We start from the raw sequence: 24,203 nt of genomic DNA, 5'->3' as shown, positions 1-24,203 counted from the left end.
GTATGTTTTATAAAACGAAGCAATTACTAGATCAACTTGTCCAAAACGGGTCCACTCCAGGAATTAGCTATCAAATCAAAACAAATAACCTCGAAGAAAATAGAATAATGGGTTTAAAATCCGTTTTCCCTGAAGCACAAATCCTCCCTAGAACGACAGACAACATTTATGATATTGCTTCTTTGACCAAGGTAATTGCTACGACAACACGTGTATTACAACTTATTGAACAAAAACATTTCCAGTTAGAAGATCCAGTACAATCCTATCTTCCTGATTTTAAGTACGAGAATGTTACTATTTTACATTTACTCACCCATAGCTCTGGCCTTGCACAAAATATTCCAAACTACAAAATGGATGCTAAAGAAGATGTTAGAAGCTATGTTTTTGCAACGGCTCAAGTGAATTCACCTGGAACTCAGGTCACCTATGCTGATGCTAATTTTCTCTTGCTCGGTTATTTGATTAGTAAATTTGATGGAAATTATGAGCAATCAATTCAAAAAAACATCTTAGAACCGCTGAAAATGTCACACACTAGTTTTCATCCAACTGATAAAAGCCAAGTCATTCCAACTGAACTAGACCAAACGCGCGGTTTAATCCAAGGTGATGTGCACGATTTCAAAGCCTGGACCGCCAAATCGGGCACTGGACACGCGGGACTTTTCAGTACACTCGCGGATCTTTCAAAATTTCGAGATGCGCTAATTTTACAAAACGGCGCCCCTATTCTTACTGAAAAAACACTACAAATAATGCAAATTAATCATACGCCTGGGCTAAACCGGACGCGCGGCCTTGGCTGGGATCTCCGCGGCGACTCTGTTTTATATCATACAGGATTTACTGGCACTTTTATGGTGCTCGATTTACAAAATCAAGCAAGCCTCATCGTTTTATCTAATCGCGTTCACCCAAGCCGTGCCAACCCTAATTTTGTCTTAAAAAGAGATAGCATAGTCGATACTTTTTTAGAAGAAGTGACTGCAAACAAAGAAGTCTAGCCTTAACGCTAGGCTTTTTTTTCTATAAAAAACTGTATTAACACAGCCTTTCAAAGCCTTTTTTAGTTATATAAAAGAAATTTATTTTCTTTCCATTTTTATATTGTTTTCGTTTTCACAAAGGAGTATGCTGTTCAATGAAGAAAGATTCTAAGAACAAGTTTCTGATTGTAAGTGAAAAGAAACACAATTGAAGGAGGAAATATTAATGACAAAAGCATGGGATGGTTTTAAAGGAACCGCATGGCAAGAAAACATTAGTGTAGGACAATTTGTTCAAGACAACTACACTCCTTATGATGGCGATGAAAGCTTTTTAGAAAAGAGCACACCAAGAACAACTAAACTTAATGAAAAAATAAATAAACTTGTAGAAGAAATGGACGCAAAAGGTGGCGTTCTTGATATGGATAACGCAATCGTATCAAACGTTGCCTCTCACAAAGCTGGTTACGTGGACAAAGAAAATGAAGTAATCGTTGGTTTACAAACAGACAAACCTTTCAAATTAGCATTTATGCCAAATGGTGGTCTTAGAACTGCAGAACAATGTTTAACAGACAATGGCTATTCTATCGACCAAGAATTACATGACTTTTATGTAAAAAACCGTTCCACTGCAAATGATGGTATTTTTAGAGCATATACGGATGATATTAAACGTGCGCGCCACTCGCATATCGTTAGTGGTCTTCCAGATGCATACTCTCGCGGAAGAATCATCGGCTTATACCAAAAACCAGCACTTTACGGAGTGGATCGTTTAATCGCTGAAAAACAACAAGATTTGAAAAAAATTGCGATTTCTTCTGATGAAAATATTCGTCTACGTGAAGAAATCTGGTTACAAATCAAAGCACTTAAAGACTTAATCGTTTTAGGTAACGAATATGGCTTAGAACTCGGCCGTCCCGCTGAAAACGCAACCGAAGCTGTACAATGGACATACATGGGCTACCTTGCTTCAATCAAACAAGCAAACGGTGCTGCAAGCTCATTTGGTCGTATTCCGATTTTCCTTGATATTTACATCCAACGTGATTTAGAAAAAGGAATTATCACAGAATTCGATGCACAAGAATTAATCGAACAATTAACTTTAAAATTAAGAATGGTCCGTTTTGCAAGAACAGATGGTTACAACGAGCTTTACGCTTCCAACCCAACATTCGTAACAACTTCTATGGCTGGTATGGGGGCAGATGGTCGTCACCGCGTTACAAAAACAGATTATCGTTTCTTACACTGCTTAGATAACCTAGGAAACTCAGCAGAACCAAACTTAACTGTCCTATGGGATGCTCGTTTACCAGAAAGCTTTAAAGAATATTGTATGAAAATGAGTGTAAAACATTCCTCCATTCAATATGAAAATGATAAATTAATGCAAGAAGAAGGCTACGGCGATATGCAATGTATCAGCTGTTGTGTGAGCCCACTTAACCCAGAAGCAGACAAAGACAAAGGTGAAACTCATAACCTGCAATATTTCGGAGCTCGTGTCAACGTACTAAAATGTCTTCTAGGCGCTATCAACGGTGGTAAAGATGATCTTCATAAAAACCAAGTATTCGACGTTGTAGAACCAATTACAACAGAATACCTTGAATACGACGAAGTTCTAGATAAATTCGATAAATCAATGGACTGGTTAACAGACACTTATGTAGATGCAATGAACATCATTCACTTTATGACAGACAAATACAACTACGAAAGCATGCAAATGGCCTTCCTACCATCAAAAGTAACTGCCAACATGGGATTCGGTATTTGTGGATTCGCGAATGTAGTAGATAGCTTAAGTGCGATTAAATATGCCAAAGTAAAAACCATCCGCGATGAAGATGGCTTTGTATATGACTATGAAGTAGAAGGCGACTTCCCTCGTTACGGTGAAAATGATGACCGTGCCGATGACATTGCCGTAATGGTTCTAAAAATGTTCAAAGACAAATTAGACTCCCATAAACTTTACAAAGATAGTGAAGCAACTGTTTCTGTTTTAACAATCACTTCAAACGTTGCTTATTCTAAACAATGTGGTAACTCCCCAGTGCATAAAGGACCTGTATTCGATGAAAATGGTAAAATCATCAAAGAACCAGAATTCTTCAGCCCAGGAGCTAACCCTTCTAACAAAGCAAAAGGTGGTTTCTTAGATAACCTTGCCAGTCTTTCTAAATTACCTTTCCACTATGCAAATGATGGAATTTCCTTAACAATCCAAGGAGCTCCAAAAATGTTCGGTAAAACAACCGAAGAACAATACCATAACCTTGTTGGTATTCTTGATGGTTACTTTACAAAAGGTGGTCAACACATCAACTTAAACGTTCTTAACCACGACGAAGTAATCGAAAAAATCAAAGCTGGTATCCCAGTAATCTTACGTATCAGCGGCTACTGCTTAAATACAAAAGATCTAAACGAAGAACAAAAAATGGAACTTTGCCAAAGAATGTTCCACGAAAAATTAATCGGTTAATAATAAAAAGTACCAAGTCTGATTTTCCAAGACTTGGTACTTTTTTTATATGTTCGACACTTCCGCCGCGTAAGCCCCAGCCGTGTGTCCAGTCACTAATGCACACGTAATATTATAACCACCCGTGTACCCATTAATATCAAGTATTTCCCCGCAGAAAAACAACCCTTCCATCAATTTAGACTGCATCTCTTTTGGTTTGATTTCCTTCACAGAAACTCCGCCGCCTGTTACAAATGCCTTCTCAAAATCAAGCGTGCCATTTACTTCAAAAGTGAAATCCTTTAATAACTGGATAAATTGCTCAATTTTTTTCGGGCTTACTTGTTTGTATTCAGCCGTCTCATCCAGTTCTGCTTTTTCCAGTAAAAACAATAATAGTTTTTCTTGTAAAAGCGAACTTAATGAATTTTTCAATGCTTTTTTTGGGTTTTCTTCTAGCAGCTTATAAACCTCTTTCGAAAGTTCCGCAGCTGATACATTCGGGAACAAATCAAGACGCATTTTCACCGCACCCGCGCCCGTTTTCTTTAGTTCACGAAGGACAAACATACTACATCTAAGTGCTGCTGGTCCAGATACGCCAAAATGGGTAAAAATCATATCCATTTGATGCGTAATAATCGGCTTTCCTTTTGCATTTAAAACAGACAAAGATACATCCCGAAGCGACGTCCCTTGTAACACTTTTTGCTTAATAAAAGGCTCACTGGACGTAATCGGCACTTCTGTCGGATATAGCTCTGTAATCGTGTGTCCTGCTTTTTTCGCCCAAGCATAGCCATCTCCTGTCGAGCCCGTCCGAGGAACAGATTTACCACCCACTGCGACAATTACTGCGCTCGCTGAAATCTCTTGCCCGTCTTTTAGCGTCACACCTTTTACATGGCCATCCTCGTAATCCACTTGCTTCACAGCGGTTTGCATGTAGATTTTCACGCCAAGCTTTTCCATCCGCTGAATCATCGCCTCAGCAACAGAACGCGCGCTGTTTGATACCGGAAACATTCTGCCGTGATCTTCTTCTTTTAGTGCCACACCAAGTCGTTCAAAAAAACGAATAATATCTTCATTGTCAAACGCATGAAACGCACTATATAAAAAGCGACCGTTACCCGGAATATGTTTAATGATTTCTTCTGCTGGACGCCTGTTCGTTACATTACAACGTCCGCCACCAGACATAATTAATTTACGCCCTAACTTCGGTCCTTTTTCAATTAATAAAACTCGTTTGTTTTTCTCCGCTGCACTGATTGCTGCCATAAGTCCTGATGGTCCGCCACCAATGACAATTACATCATAATCCATTGTCCCGCTCCTTTACTTTATCCGAGTATAAGTATAGCAAGCATTCATCTCACTGCCAAGCTTTTTTCACCAAACAAAAACCCGAGAAAATTCTCAGGTTCGTCGTTTATTCTAATTTCGATTCATATTGGTAAAAATGAGGAGTAATCTTAGAAGTTCAAGTACCGCAACAGCCATCGCAGCAACATAAGTCATCGCCGCAGCACTAAGTACTTTTTTCGCTTGTGGAAGTTCCGATGATGATACTAGTCCGCCACTTTCTAATTGAACAAGCGCACGTTTACTAGCGTCAAATTCAACAGGCAGGGTAATTAATTGGAAAAGCACCCCTACTGCCATCAAAATAATCCCTAATAGCATAAAACTAGCTACATTTGCGAGCATCCCGATAATGAGGAACACCCAAGAAATATTCGAACTAAACATCGTTACAGGAACGAGCGCGGAACGAAAACGCATAAACGCATAGTCCTGTTGATCTTGAATCGCGTGCCCTACTTCATGGGCTGCAACTGCTGCCCCAGCGATAGAACGACCGCGGAAATTAGCTTCAGAAAGAAACACGGCTTTTTTTCTAGGATCATAGTGGTCACTTAACATCCCTTTTGTTTCATGAACAGGAACGTTGGTTAATCCATTTGTATCCAAAATATGACGTGCAACCTCGGCACCAGTTAAACCATTTGCCACACCAACTTTGGAATACTGGGCATAGGTAGTTTTAACTCGATACTGCGCCCAAAGAGGGATTGCTGCAACGATAATAAAATAAATAATATACTGACTAAACGACATCTAATCATCTTCCTCCTACTACAATTTTTCGGTAAATATCCTTATCTCTTAGTATAGATGAACCCGTACTAAGACTCAACATCTTTCACTCATGATGAGGAAATTCTAATGAACGGTGACCTTTTTTTATCGTTTTATCATATACAAGCCATAAAACCATAACCGTTAGCCAAAAAGTTGCATAACCGATTTCAGGTAAGTATTTTTCTAATCCCATATAAATCGGCATTTGGCCAAATAAATAATCAATCACATCATTATGAAACACCCAAACAGCCGCTATCATAAAATGCCCTATACGGAAACGATAAAATGGTGCATATAAAATCCCTTCTAGCGCCATAAAACCATGCGTTAAAATTAGAACGACACCAGCCCAAACAATCGTCTTTTGCTCAAACATATAAAAAATATTCATGCCAATTGCCCATAAACCATATTTTACTAAACAGACAAAAGCCAGTGCCTCCATTAGCGGCCAGTGCTTTTTGGCAAGAAAGGCTACTAAAGTTAGAGTGAAGAATAGAATCGCGGTTGGACTATCTGGGACAAATAGCCAAAAACGCGGCTCTGTAATTTGTAATTGTGGTAAATACCATATGTATCCGTAAATCGCCCCTAGTAAATTACCGAAAAACAGCAATCGTAAAAAAGAGCGATTTGCAAGTAAACTATAAAACAAATGATTCCAACTCCTTAAAAAATCCTAGCATAGCAATAAAATGAAGCACTATTTCACTCCATTTTATTACTAACTAGGATTTATTTCTTATTCTTTTTCTGTATCCATTTGCTGTAAAATACGAACGAGCTTATGGAATGTCGCTTCATCACGAGTATCAAGCGCTTCATCGATTTGTTGTAATAATTTTTCTCTTGAAAATTGGTGCACAGATTGATAAATAAGCGCATCCGCCATTTCTTTTTCCTCTTCAGCAAGCTTCACTGCCGCAAAAGGATTGTCTTCACGAACAAGGGCATATTCAGGTGAGGTCATTGCCTCTTCAAAATGAAGTTCGACATACAATTCCTCGTCCCAGTTTAGCCGAATATCATGAAAAGCTTTTTCTGGATCTGTTGTCATTATGTTACCTTTGAAAAATAGGAATGGTTCGGATTCAACCCCGTGAGCACTAAGCGAAAGCCCACGCGCACATCCTTCCAAATTATCAACAAAATGAACATATTTTACAATTTGATCATGGCCAGCAATATAATTTAAAACCCACATTGCTTCTCTAGTTTTCATCTGGTGTTTGTTTAAAAACCAGCGAATAAAATCTTTCTTCTCGTCTATTGAAATGGATGCCTTCATCTTTCCTCAGTCCCTTCCTTCATTCTTTTGATCAATCAAATAAAGATAAAATCTCAGTATCTTCTGGTTCAAGTTCTAAATAGCTACGCAAAACTTCTTGTGATTTCGCGTGTTCGCCTTCTTCTCTTAAAAATAAACCATATTCCCTTAAGAACGTAGGATTATTCGTAAAGTGTGGATAAGCGAGTTCATAATTTGCTTTTGCTTTATTATATTGTTCTGTTTCCTGATATGCAACACTTACGTCCCAGAAAATTTGTGGTTCAGAAATAACTTCTTCCCCGAGCCCTTCTACTAATTCAATGACACCTTCGTAGTTTTCTTTCGCAAGTAATAATTTGTTCAGTTGCATAATCGCTTCTGAGAACTCTTCATCAAGCACAATCGCTTGACGATAAAACTCTTCTGCTTCTTCCGGCAAACGAAGCGTAACAGCGAGTTTCCCTGCTTCTAGGAACATTTCTTTGTTGAATTCATCTTGCGTTAAACCATCCCTAAGTACTGCAATGGCTTTTTCTGGTTCCCCATTTTCTTCATAGCTTTTCGCTAAATAGGAATATAACGTTGTGTACGACGGATCATGTTCGCGCAAATGTTCCAAGGCGTGAATTGCTTTCGTATAATCTTTTGCCTGATAAGCCGTTAATCCCATTCCAAAAAGTGTATCGACCGATTCTTTGTCTTCTAAGGCACGTTCATAGTAGGGTAGCGCTTCTTCAAATGCTCCGCTAGCTGCAAAAGCTTCGGCAATACGTTCATATACAGACACGGCGCCATTTGAGATAATCGTTAACCCTGCTTCTACAGCGGTTTGATAAGACTGTACAGCAGAAGCGAATCGGGCTTGTGATAAATAATATTCCCCTAAAGCAAAATCAATAATCGGCTCATTTGGCGCCATCTGTTTGGCTTCAAGTAATTTTTGTTCACTAACTTCAAACAAGCCTTGCATTTGATACAAATCAGCTAACACGAGTAAACTTTCAATGTAGGCTTCATCTTCTTTGTTTACTTTTTCTAAATAATCTTGCGCAGCATCCATATCGTCTTTTTCAAGTGCTACTTCGGCGGCACGGACAAGTAATTCGCCCTCATCTTTATATTTTGCTAACAGAAGTTCGTATAAATCTTCTGTTTCATCTAAAAATCCAAGTGCGAACAACTCTTCTGCTAAATAATATTGTTCCTCATCAGTCCCCGCTTGCACTACTTCATCAAAGTATTTCTTCGCAAGCGCCATATCTTCATGCTCTAACGCATGTAACATTTTATTAGCTAATTCCATTTCTGCACCTTCTTTAATTATAAGTCGTTTTTCTATTATACCATTACTTCCCTCATAAGAAAAAGTGATTGCCTCTCTTAAATAAAATACCAGCGCCGATGTATTTAGCACACAGCACTGGTAGTCATTATTATTTTAAAAGGGAGCGAATATCTTCAAAAAATGTTGGGTAAGAAACGGATACTGCTTCTGCTCGGTCTAACTCAACGTCACCATCTTCTACAAGAAGTGCCGCGATTTGAAGCATCATACCGATTCGGTGATCTCCGTAACTTGTCACGTTTGCCGCATGAAGTGGAGTTTTACCGCGAATAATTAAGCCGTCTTCAGTTGGTGTAATGTCCGCGCCCATTTTGTTTAATTCGTTAGCAACTGCGTCAATTCGGTTCGTTTCTTTTACTTTTAATTCTGCAGCATCTTTAATAATCGTTGTTCCTTCTGCTTGTGTTGCCAAAAGAGCGATAACAGGAATTTCGTCAATTAGACGAGGAATAATATCGCCACCAATTTCTGTTCCTTTTAACTCGCTAGATTTCACAACAACTGTACCCGCTAATTTACCGGTACTTCTGCTAGAATCTTTTACAACCAAACTACCACCCATTTGTTCTACAACGTCAAAAATTCCTGTTCTAGTCGGATTTAAACCAACATGTGTTAGTTCAATTTCACTGCCTGGCGTGATTAAACCTGCTACGATAAAGAAAGCAGCGGAGGAAACATCGCCTGGAACGGTCATTTCTTGTCCAATGAACTTTTGGCCGCCCTTGACACGAATTGTTAAACCGTCCATTTCGATTTCACCGCCAAATTGACGAATCATGTGTTCCGTATGGTCACGCGTTTTTTCTTTTTCATGGATAATCGTTTCACCTTCTGCTTGTAACGCTGCAAAAATAATCGCACTTTTTACTTGTGCACTCGCAACTGGCATGTGGTATTCCATTCGTTTTAATGATTGGTTACCGATAATAGAAATCGGCGCAAACTCAGAACCATCTTTGCCATGCATTTTTGCGCCCATTTCTTGCAGTGGAAGCATAACGCGATTCATCGGACGTTTGGCAATGGATTCATCTCCTAAAATAACGGTATCAAAATCTCGCCCTGCTAAAATCCCCATCATTAAGCGAATAGTTGTCCCAGAGTTACCAATATCAAGTGGTCCCTCTGCTTGTTTTAACCCATCAAAGCCAGTACCATGAACAATAATTTCTTCATCGGTTTCTTCAATTTTTACGCCTAATGCTTTAAACGCCTTAATCGTTCCAAGGCAATCATCTGCACGTAAGAAATGACGAATGACCGTTTTTCCTTCTGCAATTGCCCCAAACATAATGCTGCGATGAGACATTGATTTATCGCCAGGGACTGTGATTTCGCCAACCAGTCCTTGTTTATTTGTAATTAATTTCATCGTCATTTCTCTCCTATTCGTAGTGGCATGTATAGTTACTTCTAGTTTCAATGCAACGTTTCGCCCGGTCCCTGTCTTCATCTGTTTGGAAAGTAATTTGTAACACCCCGAAAATATCTTCGCGTGTTTCCAAAATCTTGATGTTTGTTAAACTAATTTCTTCTTCGCCTAAATATCTAGTTACCTCAGAGATAACACCTGGATAGTCAGGTACATCAACAAACAAATCGTAAAAAGATGGAATTGCGCCACCTTGATGGACAGGCAGAGAATCTCGAAATTCTTTTGCACCATCAAAAAAGGCATAAATCGAATTTGCATCTTCACTCTCAAGCATTTCAAGCGCTTGATTCATACTATCGCGCCAAATGGTCAGTTGCTTCGTTAATGTTTTTTGATTACTAATAGAAATGTCCGTCCACATTCTTGGATCCGAGGAAGCGACTCGTGTTATATCACGAAAGCCTCCCGCAGCTAACCGGAATGCAGCAGGATGTTCCTCAGTAAAACTTTGCGTCTGATTGACTAAAGCTGCCGCTACGATATGTGGCAAGTGGCTTAACATACCTGTAATTTCATCATGTTCATTTGGTGATAATACTAAAAATTTAGCATTTGTACCAGAAAGCCATTGTTTTAAATCAGCTACTTTGGCTTCTGCTACGTCTTTTGTTGGTGTCAATAAATAATAGGCATTTTCAAACAATAGCTCTTTTGCCGCCCGTACGCCACTTTTATGCGAACCAGCCATTGGATGACCGCCGATAAAAGTAATACCACTTTCTCTTAGCGCCGTGGATGCTTCCATAATTGTTCCTTTCGTACTTCCTGTATCAGTAACAATCACGTCTTTCTTTAAGCGTAGCCCAGGTAAGCGTGTCAATAACTGTTCTGTTTCTTTTACTGGACAACAAAAAATAAGTAAATCTGCTTTTGGTCCATCTATTAAAATACTTTCGCCAATTTCATCAATGACTCCTAGAGACTTTCCAACTTCTAAGGAATGATAGGAAACGTCAATTCCGATGATATGTGCTTCTGGGTGTTTGGCTTTAATCGCAAGGGCAATAGAACCGCCAATTAACCCAAGCCCCACAATAACTACCGTCCCTTTCATTCAAAAACGCCTCCAAACACTTACAATAATTTTTCTAAAAGTGCAATTACCGCACTGTTATCTTCTTCTTTTCCGATTGTAATACGAACAGCTGTTGGAAAACCAAGTGCTGCGCCAGAACGTGTAATATAGCCATTTTTTTCCAAATAGCTAAAAATAGTCCCCGCTTCAATCCCTAAATCTATTAAAACAAAGTTCCCGTTCGCCGGATACAACTTAACTTTATCAAAACGTTTAGCGAATGCTTCGTATTGTTTAATTCCATTTGCATTAGAAGTTCTACATTCTCCAATAAAAGCTTGGTCCTTAATAGCTTCAATTGCTAATTTTTGTCCAATACTCGTTGTATTAAAAGGTGGACGAACAATGTTCAGTTGACGGATGATTTCTTTATCCGCAATACCATAACCAACGCGTGCACTTGCCAAACCATAAATCTTACTAAAAGTCCGAGTAATAATTAAATTTTTATAAGTACGTACTAGTTTTTCGTGTTTTTCAGGCTGAGGAGTAACATACTCAATATAGGCTTCATCGAGAACCACAAGAACATCGCTCGGTACTCTATCTAGAAAAGCTTGAATATCCGCTAATTCAATGTAGTTTCCTGTTGGGTTATTCGGATTACAAATCCAAACAATCGTCGTTTTCTCATCAATAGCGTTTAACATACCTTCTAAATCATGTTCACCGTCTTGAAGAAGAGGAATTTCTCTTACTTCCGCCCCTTCGATTAAAGCATTTTGACGATATTGTACAAACGTCGGAGTCGCCATAACAGTATTAGTTGTCGTATCAAGTAGAACCCGAGTTAACAGTTCGATTAATTCATCGACACCAGCTGTAAAAATCAACTCTTCTTCTTCCAATTGATAAAAATCGGCTACTTCTTTACGTAAACTAGAAGCCCAACCATCCGGATAAATTTCTGTTTCCACGCTTGAATTAGCTTGAATAGCTGCTACTTTTTTTGAAGTTCCAAGTGGGTTTTCATTCGATGAGAGTTTAGTAATTTTTGTTAAACCAAGCTCTGCCATTACTTCTTCTTCGCGTTTCCCAGGTTTATAAGAAGATAGTCCTGCAAGTGATTTTTTCCATTTCATTACGCATCCTCCTCTTTCACTAAATCTGGGCGCAATACTTTTGCCCCGTGTAAGTAGACATGATTAATTGCTGTAAGGGGCTTATGTAAATCTGTGAATACCATGAAACGAATACACATTGGGAGCGAATTCGGCACCGGAATTTCTTGCATTCCCATCACAGGAACATATTCAAAGCCGTGAGTTTCGCGCACTGCCTTCGCTGGAAATGCTGCAAAAATATCTTCAGTCACCGTAATAATAACCGATGTAAGACTTTCACTGTCTGTTATTCCATTTTGCGTTAGGATTTCCTCAAATAATTCTTTCGTTGCTGTATAAATTTCTTCTGGCGTATTACTTTCTATTGTCGTTGCCCCGCGAATTGCTCTCAAAATAAATCCCCTCCATTTCGCATCACGCTTTTGTAAGTGTCAAAAATCAATTCATCTTCTGCTTTAAAAATAACCGGTTTACCAATGTCTTCTAGTAAAACCATACTAATTTCATTAAAAGTTGTTTTCTTGTCATGACGCATATTTTCCAGTATGTTACTAAAAGGAACCGTCGCATCAAAAGTCGTATCGTAACCTAAACGTTCTAACCATGTAGTAAACGTAGCTAAATCGAAATCCAATCCGTAAACCGCCTCACTCATCGTAAGCGCGTAAATCATGCCATAAGTAATTGCCTCGCCGTGTAGCCATTTGCCAAAGTTACCGTAAGCTTCTAACGCATGCCCAAATGTATGACCAAAATTCAGATAAGCGCGCACACCTTGCTCCGTTTCATCTTGAGCAACAATATTCGCTTTAATCTCAATCCCACGCTGTAAAAACGGCGTCAGATCCTTCGTATAAAAGTCTTTTGGTTCCGTAAACGTGTCCATTAAGGCTGTTAGCAACGTATGATCACTAATAAGCGCATGTTTAATCATTTCTGCAAAACCAGAACGCATTTCTCTTTCTGGTAAAGTCGCAAAAAACTGCGTATCATAAATAACCGCTTCCGGCTGGTAAAAGTTGCCAATCATGTTTTTGCCAAGGGGATGATTAATTGCAACCTTGCCGCCGACCGCACTATCATGAGCAAGAACCGTTGTTGGTACTTGATAAAACGGAATTCCTCTCATATAAGTTGCAGCGACAAAACCACCTAAATCACCAATAACCCCTCCGCCAAAAGCGATTAAAACGGCTTTTCGATCAAGCCCAGTTTCAATCATTTTTGTCATCACATCGTCATACACGCGAAATGTCTTTGCTTCTTCTCCATTTGGTGCCACATAAAAAGTGACTACAGGTAAATCAGCAAGTACTGCATCGAGTTTCGCTTTATGAAGATTTGCCACGTGTTCATCTGTTAAAACAAACACGTGGGAATATTTAGCTAAACTTTTTGTCCATTGTTCCTTAACATCTGTCAAGGCGAACTCGTTTATATATACAGGATATGTTTTACTTTTTGCACGGACTGTAATTTCTGGCATGTTTAAAACTCCTTCGTTAAGTTTCGGTGTTCCTCCACATGTTTTTTAAGTGTATCAAAACGATCACCATCGAATTTTTCTAACACAGCAACTGCAACTTCCCAAGCGACCACAGCCTCAGCTACAACACTTGCAGCAGGTACTGCACAACTATCAGAACGTTCCACACTAGCATTAAATGTTTCTTTGGAATCAATATCCACACTTTGAAGTGGTTTGTATAACGTAGGGATTGGTTTCATTACCCCACGAACAACGATTGGCATACCATTTGTCATTCCGCCTTCAAATCCACCAAGATTATTCGTACGTCTAGTGTAACCATCTTCTTTACTCCATAAAATTTCATCCATTACTTCGCTACCAGGTTTTCTCGCAGCTTCAAAACCGACACCAAACTCAGCGCCTTTAAATGCATTGATACTTACAATTGCACGCGCGATTTTTGCATCTAATTTTTTGTCCCATTGTACGTAGCTACCAAGTCCAGCTGGTACACCACCGACAACAACTTCCACAATTCCACCGATAGTGTCGCCATTTTTCTTGGCATCATCAATTTTTTGCATCATTTCTTCTGCAGCAACATCGTCTAAACAACGAACTGGGGAAGCTTCGGATGTTTCTTGGATTTCCGAAACCGCGTAATCACGTTTCAAATTCGCACGAGTTCCGCCAATTTCAAGTACATGACCAGCAACTTCAATGCCTAGTTCATGCAATAGTTTTTTGGCAACGGCTCCTGCTGCAACGCGGACAGTTGTTTCACGCGCACTGGAGCGTTCTAATACGTTACGCATATCGTTGTGGCCATATTTCATGCCACCAACTAGATCCGCATGTCCCGGACGTGGACGAGATACGCGACGAGATTTTTCATTTTTTTCTGGAACTGGTTCAATGCTCATAACTGTTTCCCAATGTTTCCAGTCTTTATTTTCAACAAACATTGCTACAGGTGCGCCGAGTGTTTTACCATGGCGAATTCCTGCTGTGATTTGTACTTGGTCTTTTTCAATACGCATACGTGCACCGCGACCATGTCCACCTTGTCTTCTTTTAAGTTCTTTATTTACATCTTCTGCAAGTAGAGGCATTCCTGCTGGTAATCCTTCAATAATTGTCGTAAGCCCCGGTCCATGTGATTCTCCTGCCGTTAAGTATCTCATTTCAACAACTCTCCTTTTTCTATTTAAGCTAGATATTCTAGCAATGATATTTTAGCGCTTTAAAGTATATGTGTAATATCTTAACATATGCCAAGCGAGAACACAATACTTTAGTCTCATTCTTTCATCATAACAAAAAACCGCGCCAAATGGTATTTTCTCTATGAAAAAAGAGCCTAGGCTTCCCTAAACTCTTACTTATTTTAAATCCAAGTATCTACTGCCTTTTCATAACTTAAAATTTCATGTGGTTCAAAAAATAACTGAATTTCCCGCTTGGCACTTTCAGGACTATCAGAACCATGAATGACATTTCTATTCGTATGTATTGCGTATTCCGCACGGATTGTTCCGGGATCGGCTTCAAGTGGATTCGTTTTCCCCATCATCCGACGTGCTGTTTTAATCACATCATCGCCTTCTAAAACCATCGCAAATACAGGTCCAGAAGTGATAAATCCAATTAAATCCTCAAAAAAAGGTTTGCCGACATGTTCTGCGTAGTGCTGTTCTGCGAGGGTTCGATCAATCTGCATTAATTTACCAGCAACTAGCTTAATTCCTTTTTTCTCTATTTTTGCTACAATTTCCCCAATAAGTCCTCGTTCTACACCATCTGGCTTAACCATTACATAAGTTTGTTCCATTATAGAATCCTCCCTCACGTTAATAATTTCTTTTATCTAAAACACGGACAATTTGCTTCAGTGGCTTTAATTCAGGAACTTGTGGTAAAGAGTCAAGTGTTGCTACGGCTTTTTTTAGATAAGCTGTTGCGACATCTTCTGCTTTTTTTGCTCCTGATTTTTTTATTTCTTCCACTAAAACGGCAATTTCTTCTGCTTGCGTATCCTCAGTTACTTGGCTGATTCGTTTTTTAAGAAAAGGATCTTCCATTGCAAAAAATACTGGCAACGTCACATTTCCTTGACTCAAATCTTCTCCAGCCGGCTTACCGAGTTCTTTTTCAGTTCCAACGAAATCAAGTACATCATCCGTAATTTGAAACGCCATCCCCACGTAATATCCGAAACGATATAGTTTCTTGTAATCTGCTTCACTTTGACCAGAAACAACACCACCAAGACCACAACTAGCTGCTATTAATAATGCTGTTTTTCTTTTGATTCGTCGTAAATAATTACGCACACTTTGGTCAAAATTATATTTATCTTTGAGCTGTTCGATTTCACCGGTAGATAACTCAACTGTGACATGTGATAACATCTTGTGGGCAGCAACATCTTTAATTTCCGTCATATACTCTAACGACTTAGCAAACAGAAAGTCTCCAGTATACATCGCAATATGGTTCCCCCACTTGGATTTAATTGTCTCACGTCCGCGTCTTAAATCAGCATCATCTACCACATCATCATGAACAATCGATGCCATATGAATTAATTCAATCGCTACACCTGCATTTTTCACTGCTTCAAAATCCGCGTCAGGAGAAAGCCTTGCAGATAAACAAACGAACATCGGTCTGATTCGTTTTCCACCAGCTTCTAACAGATGAAGTGCCGCATCAGAAGTTGTTTCAGCAGCCGCACCAGTAAGAGCTCTTTTTAGTTCTTTTTCAACTAAGTCAATGTCTTTTTGCATATTCGGGTATAAAAAGTTAAGTTTCATGCTTGCCACCTTATTGTTCCTTCTTTTTAAATCCAAAGTGGGTTGCACTTGCGCCGCCACTGTGTGAAATATATCTTACGTATGAAAATCCGGCTTCTTGAAACATTTCCGCAAGTCTTGCCATCCCTGGAAACTCGCGCGTTGATTCTTGTAACCAGCTATATTCTTTGTAACTTTTCGCAAAAAACTTTCCAAAAACAGGCATGACATATCGGAAATAAGCATTAAATACTTGTTTCCAACCTGGAATATTTGGTTGCGAGGTATCAATACATGCAAGTTGTCCGCCCGGTTTTAAGACACGATACATTTCACGAAGCACTTGCATATAATCAGGTACATTTCTAAGCCCAAAGCCAATTGTCACATAATCAAAACTATTATCTGGGAAAGGTAATTCCATCGCATTCCCGTGAATCAGCTCTACATTATGCAAATCTGCTTCTTTTACTTTTTCACGACCAACTTTTAGCATATTTTCACTAAAATCAAGTCCTGTCACATGACCTTCTGGACCAATTTCTTCCGCCATCATAATCGACCAATCTGCCGTTCCACAACAAACATCGAGAACATTTGTCCCTTTTTGAACACGCATTAGCTTCATCGTTTCTTTACGCCATTTCACATGTAGTTTAAAACTAATAACACTATTCATTCGGTCATAACTTGGGGAAATCTTCTCAAATACTTTATGTACTTTTTCTTCTTTAGTTTCCGTCATATCCCGAATCTCCTTCTATTTATCAGTCGTTAATAACTTCAATAATTCTTTTTTCAAGTATAGTAGAAAGCGGTTCAGACTCTTCTTTTAGTCGTTCCACTTCCATCTTCACGTCACGAATAATTGCTACTAACCAACTTTCAAAATTAGTGACAGCTTCTTTCGCAAAGTACCCATGGTCATAAGCACGCTTCAACCTAGACGCACCAATTTCTTGATAAGTCGCAAGTTCCATTTTAAGTCGTTTAAGTAAAAAGAACTGACAACCTAAAGCAATAAATGTTTCATCCTTCATAAAATACTTCGCAAACTTGGCAAAAATCGCCGCATTAGTTAAAGCAAGTTGTGTAAGATATTCTTCATCTGTCGCAACATGTAATTGGTAAATATTGGTTTTTGCTGTATTTGTTTCTTGAACACCACTTTGTAAGGCTCTGAGGAGTGGAATCATTTCTAATTCCGCAAGTGTCCGGTAATAGAGAGCACTATAAAAATCCCCAGCTAATACGGTTAACTCTTGTTCTTTCCGAGTTAGCTGTACAACATCACCTGGTTCATCAATTTTTTCATGCGTGTCATGAGCTAATATCATGTAAAGCGTTGCACTAACTACACGATACGCAGCAGCATCAGCCAAATCAGAGCCGGAAATCGCTTCATGAAGAAATAGCATTTGATCTTTGTCCATTTGCCCGCCTTCATTATTCTCTTGTAAATACTGATAGACTGCTTGCTCATGTACCAACTGCTCCACTTCCTTTAGCCCAGCCTCTCTCGCCTGATAAGTCATTTAACAATCCCCTTTGAATCTCCTTATTACGTAAAATAAATTATACCATAAAGGATATTTAATTATGCTTAATTAAAGCCAAAACTTCACTTCTAAGCTTATCGTCATTTTTAAAAGCGCCTCGTACTGCGCTTGTAATTGTTTTAGTTCCAGGTTTATTGACACCACGGATGGTCATGCACATATGCTCTGCTTCCATTATCACCATGACTCCCAGTGGTTTTAATTTATCCATCATAATTTCTGCAACAGTCGTAGTAATACGCTCTTGAAGTTGCGGACGACGACTCACATCATCCACTACACGAGCAAGTTTACTAAGCCCTGCAACTCGTCCATTTTGAGGCAAATAAGCCACATGTGCTACGCCAAAAAAAGGAACAAGATGATGTTCGCACATAGAGGAAAAACGAATATCTTTTACAAGCACTAGTTCTTCATGTTGTTCTTCAAAAATAGTATCGAAATGAACAGAAGGATCTTTCTTGAGTCCAGCAAAAACTTCTTCATACATACGAGCTACTCGCATTGGTGTATCAATTAGTCCTTCACGTTCTGGATTTTCTCCCACTGCTTCTAAAATAACTTTCACTGCGTCAGCAATTTTTTGTTTGTCTATTTGCTCCATCCTTAATTCCCCTATCTTTTTAGCATTATATACCTTGTATATCTTAACACAGCCGAACTTCAAGGTAAATTTAATTTGCTTAAATAAGAGATAATAATGATGTTTTACTATTTTGTTCTCTTTATTCCCTATTTCGTCTGGAAATAATCACCAAAAAAAAACTAGCCTAGCTTAATTATAAAATTAAGGCCAGACTAGAGTTAGTGCTTAAAAAGTCTATGTAACTTATTTAACAGCTTCTTTAAGCGCTTTACCAGGTTTGAACGCTGGTACTTTACTTGCAGGGATGTCGATTTCTTCTTTAGTACGAGGGTTACGGCCTTTACGGGCAGCACGTTCACGTACTTCAAAGTTACCAAATCCGATTAATTGAACTTTTTCACCTTTAGATAAAGAAGTTTGAATAGTTTCGAATACAGCTTCTACTGCTTTCGCTGCGTCTTTTTTAGAAAGATCAGCTAATTCAGCTACGCTATTTACTAAATCAGTTTTATTTGCCATTGTGTTTTTCACCTCCTTCACAGAATACTTCAAAATAAGCAGGCACTATGAGACACCTGTATTTCTCGTTTTTTTCCAAAAGTAAAATTAATTTTGGAATTTAAGGAGAATTGTGACTGAAATGGCTTAACTACAAGCCTTAACAGTAATTCTGATAAAAGATTATCACATAATCCCAGCAACTGCAAGGAATAATGCCAAACTGACACTGTTTCTTAACATTTTCAATCACATATGTTTTTCTCTTATGGCTTGAAAACGTGATAGTATCAACCTGTTAACCATAATACTAACTTGGAACCCTTAGAATAGCAAGCGATACCACCATAATTGGCTAAAATAGTTCTTTTTTCATAAAAATAGAAGCAAATTCAGAGCTATTACCTGACAACTCTAGGTTTCTGAGCCTAGTTTTATTCTAATAATTGTTGTTGGATGATGGCTTTTTCTTCCGCAGTAATTCCGATTCCTTTTTCCAAATAGCCATCTACTGAACCGAATTGTTTTTTCATTTCATCAAAGGCTATTTTCAAATATTCTGGACGAGCTTCTGCCATCGGACGAAAAGCTTCCAAGTCGATTTTTTCGTTTCCATTTGAAAAAAGTGACACAATCCCACCCATTTCTTGTAGAATGTTGTCCTGATAGCGGTTAGTGATTGCGTAATCGTCAAAAATCGTTTTTTCTGGTACATCTAGTAATGTTAATAAAAGTGCCGCTAAGACCCCTGTACGGTCTTTTCCAGCGGTGCAATGAAAAACAAATGGAAGACCCGCTTTAGCATCCGTTAATATCTCGCTAAAAATTTCTTTAAATCCGTCTACTGATTGCACAAATACACGGTAACTCTCCCCCATCAAAGGTTCATAGATCGCTTTGTCATTTGATACTGGGAGGGTCGTTTTTTCATTTTTTGCTGTACCGATTGGGATATGTTTATTAAGAACACCTTGGATTTCTGGAGTGGGTTGCGCCTGTACTTCAGAACTACTTCGCAAATCACAAATCCATTTAATATGTAACTTTTGGAGCAATGCGGCGTCTGCTTGATTTATGTTTACTAAATTGGAAGAACGATATAATTTACCCCATTTTACGTGATGCCCATGCTTCGTTTCGTAACCACCCATATCTCGGAAGTTAAAAACACTTTCTAGCGGTAATATCCGTTCAGAAACAACTCTTTTGTCTCCGTTCGGTGCCTGTAAAAAGAAATAAACTGGAATGTCCTTTGTTTCAAAAGTATAATGTTTTGCTGCATTAGATACTTTAAAGACAGGTTCACTATTTGCCTCTAGTGACGGACTACTACTTACAAAAACCAACGTACCTTCGCTGACTTCTTCATTTTCCCATCTTAATGTTACGGCTTTATCTGTACGAGTAACTTCCATATTCTCCACCTACTTTTTCAAATTTGGCTCTTCTGCTTCATTTTAGCATAATTCATAAAAAAAGAGCCAACATAAGCGGAAAACTTATCTTGGCTCTCTCTATTAAAATGACTCTTTTTCGATTTTCTTTTTACGACCCATCAATAAATCAACGGCTTCTCGAGCATCTTTATTCTCGAATAAAATCGCGTAAATCGATTCGGTAATTGGCATATCAATATCTAGTTTTTTCGCCCAACCATGAACTGCTTTGGCTGTACGCACACCTTCAACGACCATACCCATTTTTTCTAAAACTTCATCTAAATTCTCGCCTTTACCGAGCATGTTTCCAGCACGCCAATTACGTGAATGCACACTCGTACAAGTAACGATTAAGTCACCAATACCAGTTAGCCCGTAAAAGGTTTGTGGATTAGAGCCCACAGCAACACCGAGACGAGTAATTTCTGCCATTCCGCGTGTCATTAGTGCCGCTTTAGCATTATCGCCGTATCCAAGGCCATCAGAGATTCCTGCGCCAAGTGCGATAATATTTTTAAGCGCTCCACCAATTTCAGCACCGATGACATCATCATTCGTATAAATACGTAAATTATTATTAATAAAACGATCTTGCACGATTTCTGCTGCTTTCAAATCTTTACAGCTAGCACAAAGCGTTGTTGGATGACGAAGAGCTACTTCTTCCGCGTGACTAGGCCCTGAAAGAACAACAAGAGCTTTACGTTTTGTAGCATCTACTTCTTCTTCAATTACTTCTGACATTCTAAGATTTGTTTCTGGTTCAATCCCTTTACTAACATGCACTAAAATAGTTGGTTCTTTCAGCGCTTCATTTAGCAGCTTACAAACCACACGCATTGCATTTGTTGGAATAGCAATCACGACAATTTCAGCACCATCTATAGCTTCATCAAGTGATAATGTCGCTTTTACCTCAGTTGGTAAAATAATATCTGGCAAATAGTGACTATTCGTGTGCGATTCGTTAATTTCATTCACAATTTTATCTAAGTTTCCCCAAATAACTGGTTTATGATTATTATCAGCTAGGACAAGTGCGAGTCCTGTTCCCCAACTTCCAGCGCCAAGAATAGCAACTTTTTTCTGTGTCATTATATTTTTCCTCCCGAAAACTTTACTTACGCTTACGAGCAATTACTCGAATTGGCGTACCATCAAACGGAAATGCTTCTCTAATCCGGTTTTCTAAGAAACGTTCATAAGAGAAATGCATTAGTTCTGGATCATTAACAAATACCACAAATGTTGGCGGTTTAACAGCCACTTGTGTTGTATAGAAGATTTTAAGTCGTTTACCTTTATCCATTGGTGATGGATTCATTGCAACTGCATCACTAATAACATCATTTAGCATACTAGATTGTACGCGTAATGAATGATTATCGCTTACTTGGTTAATGAGCGGGAATAGGTTGTTTAAGCGTTGTTTTGTTTTAGCAGATACGAAAACAATTGGTGCATAACTTAAGAATTGGAACTGCTCCCGAATATCTTCTGTCCATACATTAATTGTTTTTTCATCTTTGTTAATTGCATCCCATTTGTTCACTACAATAATGATAGCACGTCCGGCATCATGCGCATATCCAGCAATTCGTTTATCTTGTTCACGAATACCTTCTTCTGCGTTGATAACCACAAGAACAACATCGGAGCGTTCAATTGCTCTCATTGCACGTAAAACACTATATTTCTCTGTGCTTTCATACACTTTCCCACGTTTTCTCATTCCGGCTGTATCAATCATGACATAATCCTGACCATCAAACGTATAAGTTGTATCAATTGCATCACGAGTAGTTCCCGCAATGTCAGAAACAATGACGCGGTCTTCGCCAAGAAGTGCGTTTAGAATAGATGATTTACCAACATTTGGCCGACCAATCAAACTAAATTTCACTGTTTCATCTGGGTATTCTTCCTCTTCTTCTTTTGGAAAATGAGCACGAACAGCATCAAGCATATCACCAAGCCCTAGTCCATGAGAACCAGAAATTGGATACGGCTCACCAAACCCAAGAGAATAAAAGTCATAAATCTGATCACGCATTTCTGGGTTATCTACTTTATTAATCGCTAAAACAATTGGTTTATTAGACCGGTAAAGAATTTTTGCTACTTGTTCGTCTGCATCGGTAACCCCTTCACGACCATTGGTAATAAAAATAATTACGTCTGCTTCATCAATTGCGATTTCCGCTTGTGCGCGAATTTGCTCTAAGAATGGTTCGTCGGAAAGATCAATACCACCTGTATCAATAATGTTAAATTCTTTTCCAAGCCATTCCGCTGAATTATATATGCGGTCACGTGTCACACCGGGAACATCTTCCACTATGGAAACACGTTCACCAACGATTCTGTTAAAAATAGTCGATTTGCCAACGTTTGGACGTCCGACAATCGCTACAACTGGTTTTGCCATTATTTCACCTTCTTTTTTCTCGAATCCTATTTATCAAACTTTCTTTAGTTTATCAGTAAAACAGCTTACTGGCAATGAAAAGTTCGATGTGAAAAATAAAAAGAGCCTATGGGAACAGTCTCCCTAGGCTCTTTTACGAACAATTATTTATCGTCGTTTTGAAGTCCTTTTAATTTATCACCAATTAAATCACTCATTTGGAATCCAGTACTTTCTTCTGGAAGTTCATAATCAGCTTCTTCAACTGGAGCATCTTGCAAGTCTTTAATACTTAAAGATAAACGTTTGTCATCTTCATTAACTTCTAGTACTTTTACTTCTACTGTTTGACCTTCTGAAAGGACTTCTTGTGGTGTTCCAATATGTTCGTGGGAGATTTGAGAAATATGAACCAAACCTTCTACGCCAGGGAAAATTTCCACAAAAGCTCCAAAAGTTACTAAACGAACTACTTTTCCTTCTAAAACAGAACCAACTGGTGCTTTTTCAGAAATACCATCCCAAGGTCCTGGTAAAGTTGCTTTAATAGAAAGTGAAATGCGTTCATTTTCAGGATCAATCCCGATAACTTTTACCTTAACTTTTTGACCTTCTTCTAACGCTTCTTGCGGCGTAGCTATATGTTTATAAGAAATTTGTGAAATATGAACAAGTCCATCTACTCCACCAATATCAACAAATGCGCCAAAGTTAGCTAAACGTTGAACAGTACCTTCAATCACGTCGCCTTCTTTGATTTCATTTAATAGTGCTTGTTTTTGGTTAGCTTTTTCATTTTCCACAACTGCACGGTGACTTAAAATTACTCGGTTGTTTTCTGGTTCAAATTCTACTACTTTGAAAGTAAGGGTTGTACCTTTATAATCTGCAAAATCTTCCACAAAATGATCTTCTACTAAAGAAGCGGGAACAAAAGCACGTACCCCTAGGTCAACTACTAATCCGCCTTTAACAACATCACTGACAACTGCTTCGAACACTTCACCAGACTCAAATTTAGCTTTAATATCATCAGACGCTTTTTCTGCATCCACTTTTCTTTTAGATAAAACAAGTACATCGTCTTCTACTTTAGTGACAATCAAATCAAGTGTGTCGCCTACGCTTACAACGTCAGAAGCTGTCTCCACATGTATATTGGAAAGTTCACTTATTGGAACGACACCATCAAGTTTGCTATCGGGAATACCAACATAAACTTGTTTATCTTCCACGCTTGTAACTGTGCCAGTGACTTTGTCTCCTTCTTCAAAATTTCTAACTTCCACATCAAATAAATCTTCAGACATGTGTAGCCCTCCATTCGTTAGTCGAATTTTAGGAATTTCTAATTCAGAAGCAACTTTTCACGTTTGCCTCATCCGCTTGACTAGTTTTCCTCAATAGGCAATTTCTAATTAAATAAAGAAAAATAACAAATACACCCTCAGTAAAACTTATCTTCCAGCTAGAAAATCCTTTCAAGATACTTTTCACAAAGTAAAAAATCTCTCTTATAACATCCTACAAATCCAAACATTTGTCAAGCTCTTTTAAGGGGGTTAAATTGCCTATAGACCGTGAAATCGCTCACCTTGTTTAGACTTTCACGGTTAAATTAAAAT

Annotated in this window: 23 protein-coding genes; 2 read left to right on the top strand and 21 right to left on the bottom strand. The window is 38.6% G+C overall.

Annotated features, from left to right (window positions below; all coding sequences use genetic code 11):
* Nucleotides 1–2 precede the first annotated feature (2 nt).
* Nucleotides 3–1,010: a serine hydrolase domain-containing protein gene (locus AC4PG0_RS09190; RefSeq protein WP_153648729.1), complete on the top strand. Its 1,008-nt coding sequence runs from the start codon at nucleotides 3–5 to the stop codon at nucleotides 1,008–1,010.
* A 208-nt stretch (nucleotides 1,011–1,218) separates the two neighbouring features.
* Nucleotides 1,219–3,498, top strand: coding sequence for a formate C-acetyltransferase (gene pflB, locus AC4PG0_RS09185; RefSeq protein ID WP_010991716.1), 2,280 nt, complete (start codon nucleotides 1,219–1,221; stop codon nucleotides 3,496–3,498).
* Between the two features lie 45 nt (nucleotides 3,499–3,543).
* Here the strand turns inward: pflB and AC4PG0_RS09180 are convergent, their stop codons facing one another.
* The 21 genes from AC4PG0_RS09180 to rpsA form a co-directional block, all read right to left on the bottom strand.
* Entirely contained in the window at nucleotides 3,544–4,809 is a 1,266-nt protein-coding gene (locus AC4PG0_RS09180; protein WP_003763105.1) for a BaiN/RdsA family NAD(P)/FAD-dependent oxidoreductase, read from the bottom strand.
* Between the two features lie 111 nt (nucleotides 4,810–4,920).
* Nucleotides 4,921–5,604, bottom strand: a complete 684-nt coding sequence (locus tag AC4PG0_RS09175; protein WP_003769434.1) for a zinc metallopeptidase — start codon at nucleotides 5,602–5,604, stop codon at nucleotides 4,921–4,923.
* A gap of 85 nt (nucleotides 5,605–5,689) precedes the next feature.
* The gene (locus AC4PG0_RS09170) at nucleotides 5,690–6,286 is read right to left on the bottom strand and encodes a DUF1405 domain-containing protein (RefSeq protein WP_003763109.1); all 597 of its coding nucleotides are present in this window, start codon (nucleotides 6,284–6,286) and stop codon (nucleotides 5,690–5,692) included.
* 87 nt (nucleotides 6,287–6,373) lie between these two features.
* A complete protein-coding gene (reoY, locus tag AC4PG0_RS09165; protein WP_003769437.1) occupies nucleotides 6,374–6,919 on the bottom strand; it encodes a proteolytic degradation factor ReoY in 546 nt (181 codons plus the stop codon).
* Nucleotides 6,920–6,950: 31 nt separating this feature from the next.
* Nucleotides 6,951–8,204 carry a tetratricopeptide repeat protein gene (locus AC4PG0_RS09160; protein WP_409353490.1) on the bottom strand — a complete coding sequence of 418 codons (1,254 nt, stop codon included), beginning with the start codon at nucleotides 8,202–8,204 and terminating at the stop codon, nucleotides 6,951–6,953.
* A gap of 130 nt (nucleotides 8,205–8,334) precedes the next feature.
* A complete protein-coding gene (gene aroA / locus AC4PG0_RS09155) occupies nucleotides 8,335–9,621 on the bottom strand; it encodes a 3-phosphoshikimate 1-carboxyvinyltransferase (protein ID WP_033532898.1) in 1,287 nt (428 codons plus the stop codon).
* Between the two features lie 13 nt (nucleotides 9,622–9,634).
* Nucleotides 9,635–10,738, bottom strand: coding sequence for a prephenate dehydrogenase (locus AC4PG0_RS09150; RefSeq protein ID WP_492167635.1), 1,104 nt, complete (start codon nucleotides 10,736–10,738; stop codon nucleotides 9,635–9,637).
* Nucleotides 10,739–10,758: 20 nt separating this feature from the next.
* A complete protein-coding gene (gene hisC / locus AC4PG0_RS09145; protein WP_003769444.1) occupies nucleotides 10,759–11,841 on the bottom strand; it encodes a histidinol-phosphate transaminase in 1,083 nt (360 codons plus the stop codon).
* Nucleotides 11,841–12,215 carry a chorismate mutase gene (gene aroH, locus AC4PG0_RS09140; RefSeq protein ID WP_003763119.1) on the bottom strand — a complete coding sequence of 125 codons (375 nt, stop codon included), beginning with the start codon at nucleotides 12,213–12,215 and terminating at the stop codon, nucleotides 11,841–11,843. The genes hisC and aroH overlap by 1 nt, the downstream gene beginning before the upstream one ends.
* Entirely contained in the window at nucleotides 12,212–13,309 is a 1,098-nt protein-coding gene (aroB, locus tag AC4PG0_RS09135) for a 3-dehydroquinate synthase (RefSeq protein WP_492167634.1), read from the bottom strand. Before aroB ends, aroH begins: the two co-directional genes overlap by 4 nt.
* A 2-nt stretch (nucleotides 13,310–13,311) precedes the next feature.
* Nucleotides 13,312–14,478: a chorismate synthase gene (gene aroC, locus AC4PG0_RS09130; RefSeq protein WP_112120410.1), complete on the bottom strand. Its 1,167-nt coding sequence runs from the start codon at nucleotides 14,476–14,478 to the stop codon at nucleotides 13,312–13,314.
* Nucleotides 14,479–14,681: 203 nt separating this feature from the next.
* Nucleotides 14,682–15,125: a nucleoside-diphosphate kinase gene (gene ndk, locus AC4PG0_RS09125; protein WP_112120411.1), complete on the bottom strand. Its 444-nt coding sequence runs from the start codon at nucleotides 15,123–15,125 to the stop codon at nucleotides 14,682–14,684.
* A gap of 19 nt (nucleotides 15,126–15,144) precedes the next feature.
* The gene (hepT, locus tag AC4PG0_RS09120; protein WP_010991723.1) at nucleotides 15,145–16,110 is read right to left on the bottom strand and encodes a heptaprenyl diphosphate synthase component II; all 966 of its coding nucleotides are present in this window, start codon (nucleotides 16,108–16,110) and stop codon (nucleotides 15,145–15,147) included.
* Between the two features lie 10 nt (nucleotides 16,111–16,120).
* Nucleotides 16,121–16,834 carry a demethylmenaquinone methyltransferase gene (menG, locus tag AC4PG0_RS09115; protein WP_003726790.1) on the bottom strand — a complete coding sequence of 238 codons (714 nt, stop codon included), beginning with the start codon at nucleotides 16,832–16,834 and terminating at the stop codon, nucleotides 16,121–16,123.
* A gap of 22 nt (nucleotides 16,835–16,856) precedes the next feature.
* Nucleotides 16,857–17,624 (bottom strand): heptaprenyl diphosphate synthase component 1, encoded by a 768-nt coding sequence (locus AC4PG0_RS09110; protein WP_003763127.1) that lies wholly within the window; start codon nucleotides 17,622–17,624, stop codon nucleotides 16,857–16,859.
* 58 nt (nucleotides 17,625–17,682) lie between these two features.
* A complete protein-coding gene (gene folE, locus AC4PG0_RS09105) occupies nucleotides 17,683–18,252 on the bottom strand; it encodes a GTP cyclohydrolase I FolE (RefSeq protein WP_003767576.1) in 570 nt (189 codons plus the stop codon).
* 225 nt (nucleotides 18,253–18,477) lie between these two features.
* Complete coding sequence (locus AC4PG0_RS09100) at nucleotides 18,478–18,765, bottom strand: HU family DNA-binding protein (protein ID WP_465262237.1); 288 nt, start codon at nucleotides 18,763–18,765, stop codon at nucleotides 18,478–18,480.
* A gap of 401 nt (nucleotides 18,766–19,166) precedes the next feature.
* Nucleotides 19,167–20,147: a tyrosine-protein phosphatase gene (locus AC4PG0_RS09095; protein WP_003769456.1), complete on the bottom strand. Its 981-nt coding sequence runs from the start codon at nucleotides 20,145–20,147 to the stop codon at nucleotides 19,167–19,169.
* 102 nt (nucleotides 20,148–20,249) lie between these two features.
* Entirely contained in the window at nucleotides 20,250–21,266 is a 1,017-nt protein-coding gene (locus tag AC4PG0_RS09090; RefSeq protein WP_194317245.1) for an NAD(P)H-dependent glycerol-3-phosphate dehydrogenase, read from the bottom strand.
* A 22-nt stretch (nucleotides 21,267–21,288) separates the two neighbouring features.
* Nucleotides 21,289–22,599, bottom strand: coding sequence for a ribosome biogenesis GTPase Der (gene der / locus AC4PG0_RS09085; protein ID WP_003769459.1), 1,311 nt, complete (start codon nucleotides 22,597–22,599; stop codon nucleotides 21,289–21,291).
* Nucleotides 22,600–22,742: 143 nt separating this feature from the next.
* Nucleotides 22,743–23,888, bottom strand: a complete 1,146-nt coding sequence (gene rpsA / locus AC4PG0_RS09080) for a 30S ribosomal protein S1 (RefSeq protein WP_003763135.1) — start codon at nucleotides 23,886–23,888, stop codon at nucleotides 22,743–22,745.
* Between the last annotated feature and the right edge of the window lie 315 nt (nucleotides 23,889–24,203).

The organism is Listeria sp. MAN/IMW/UF464 (assembly GCF_058683955.1).
Note: the sequence above shows the minus strand (reverse complement) of the source record. Positions and strands in the feature narration are given on the sequence as shown.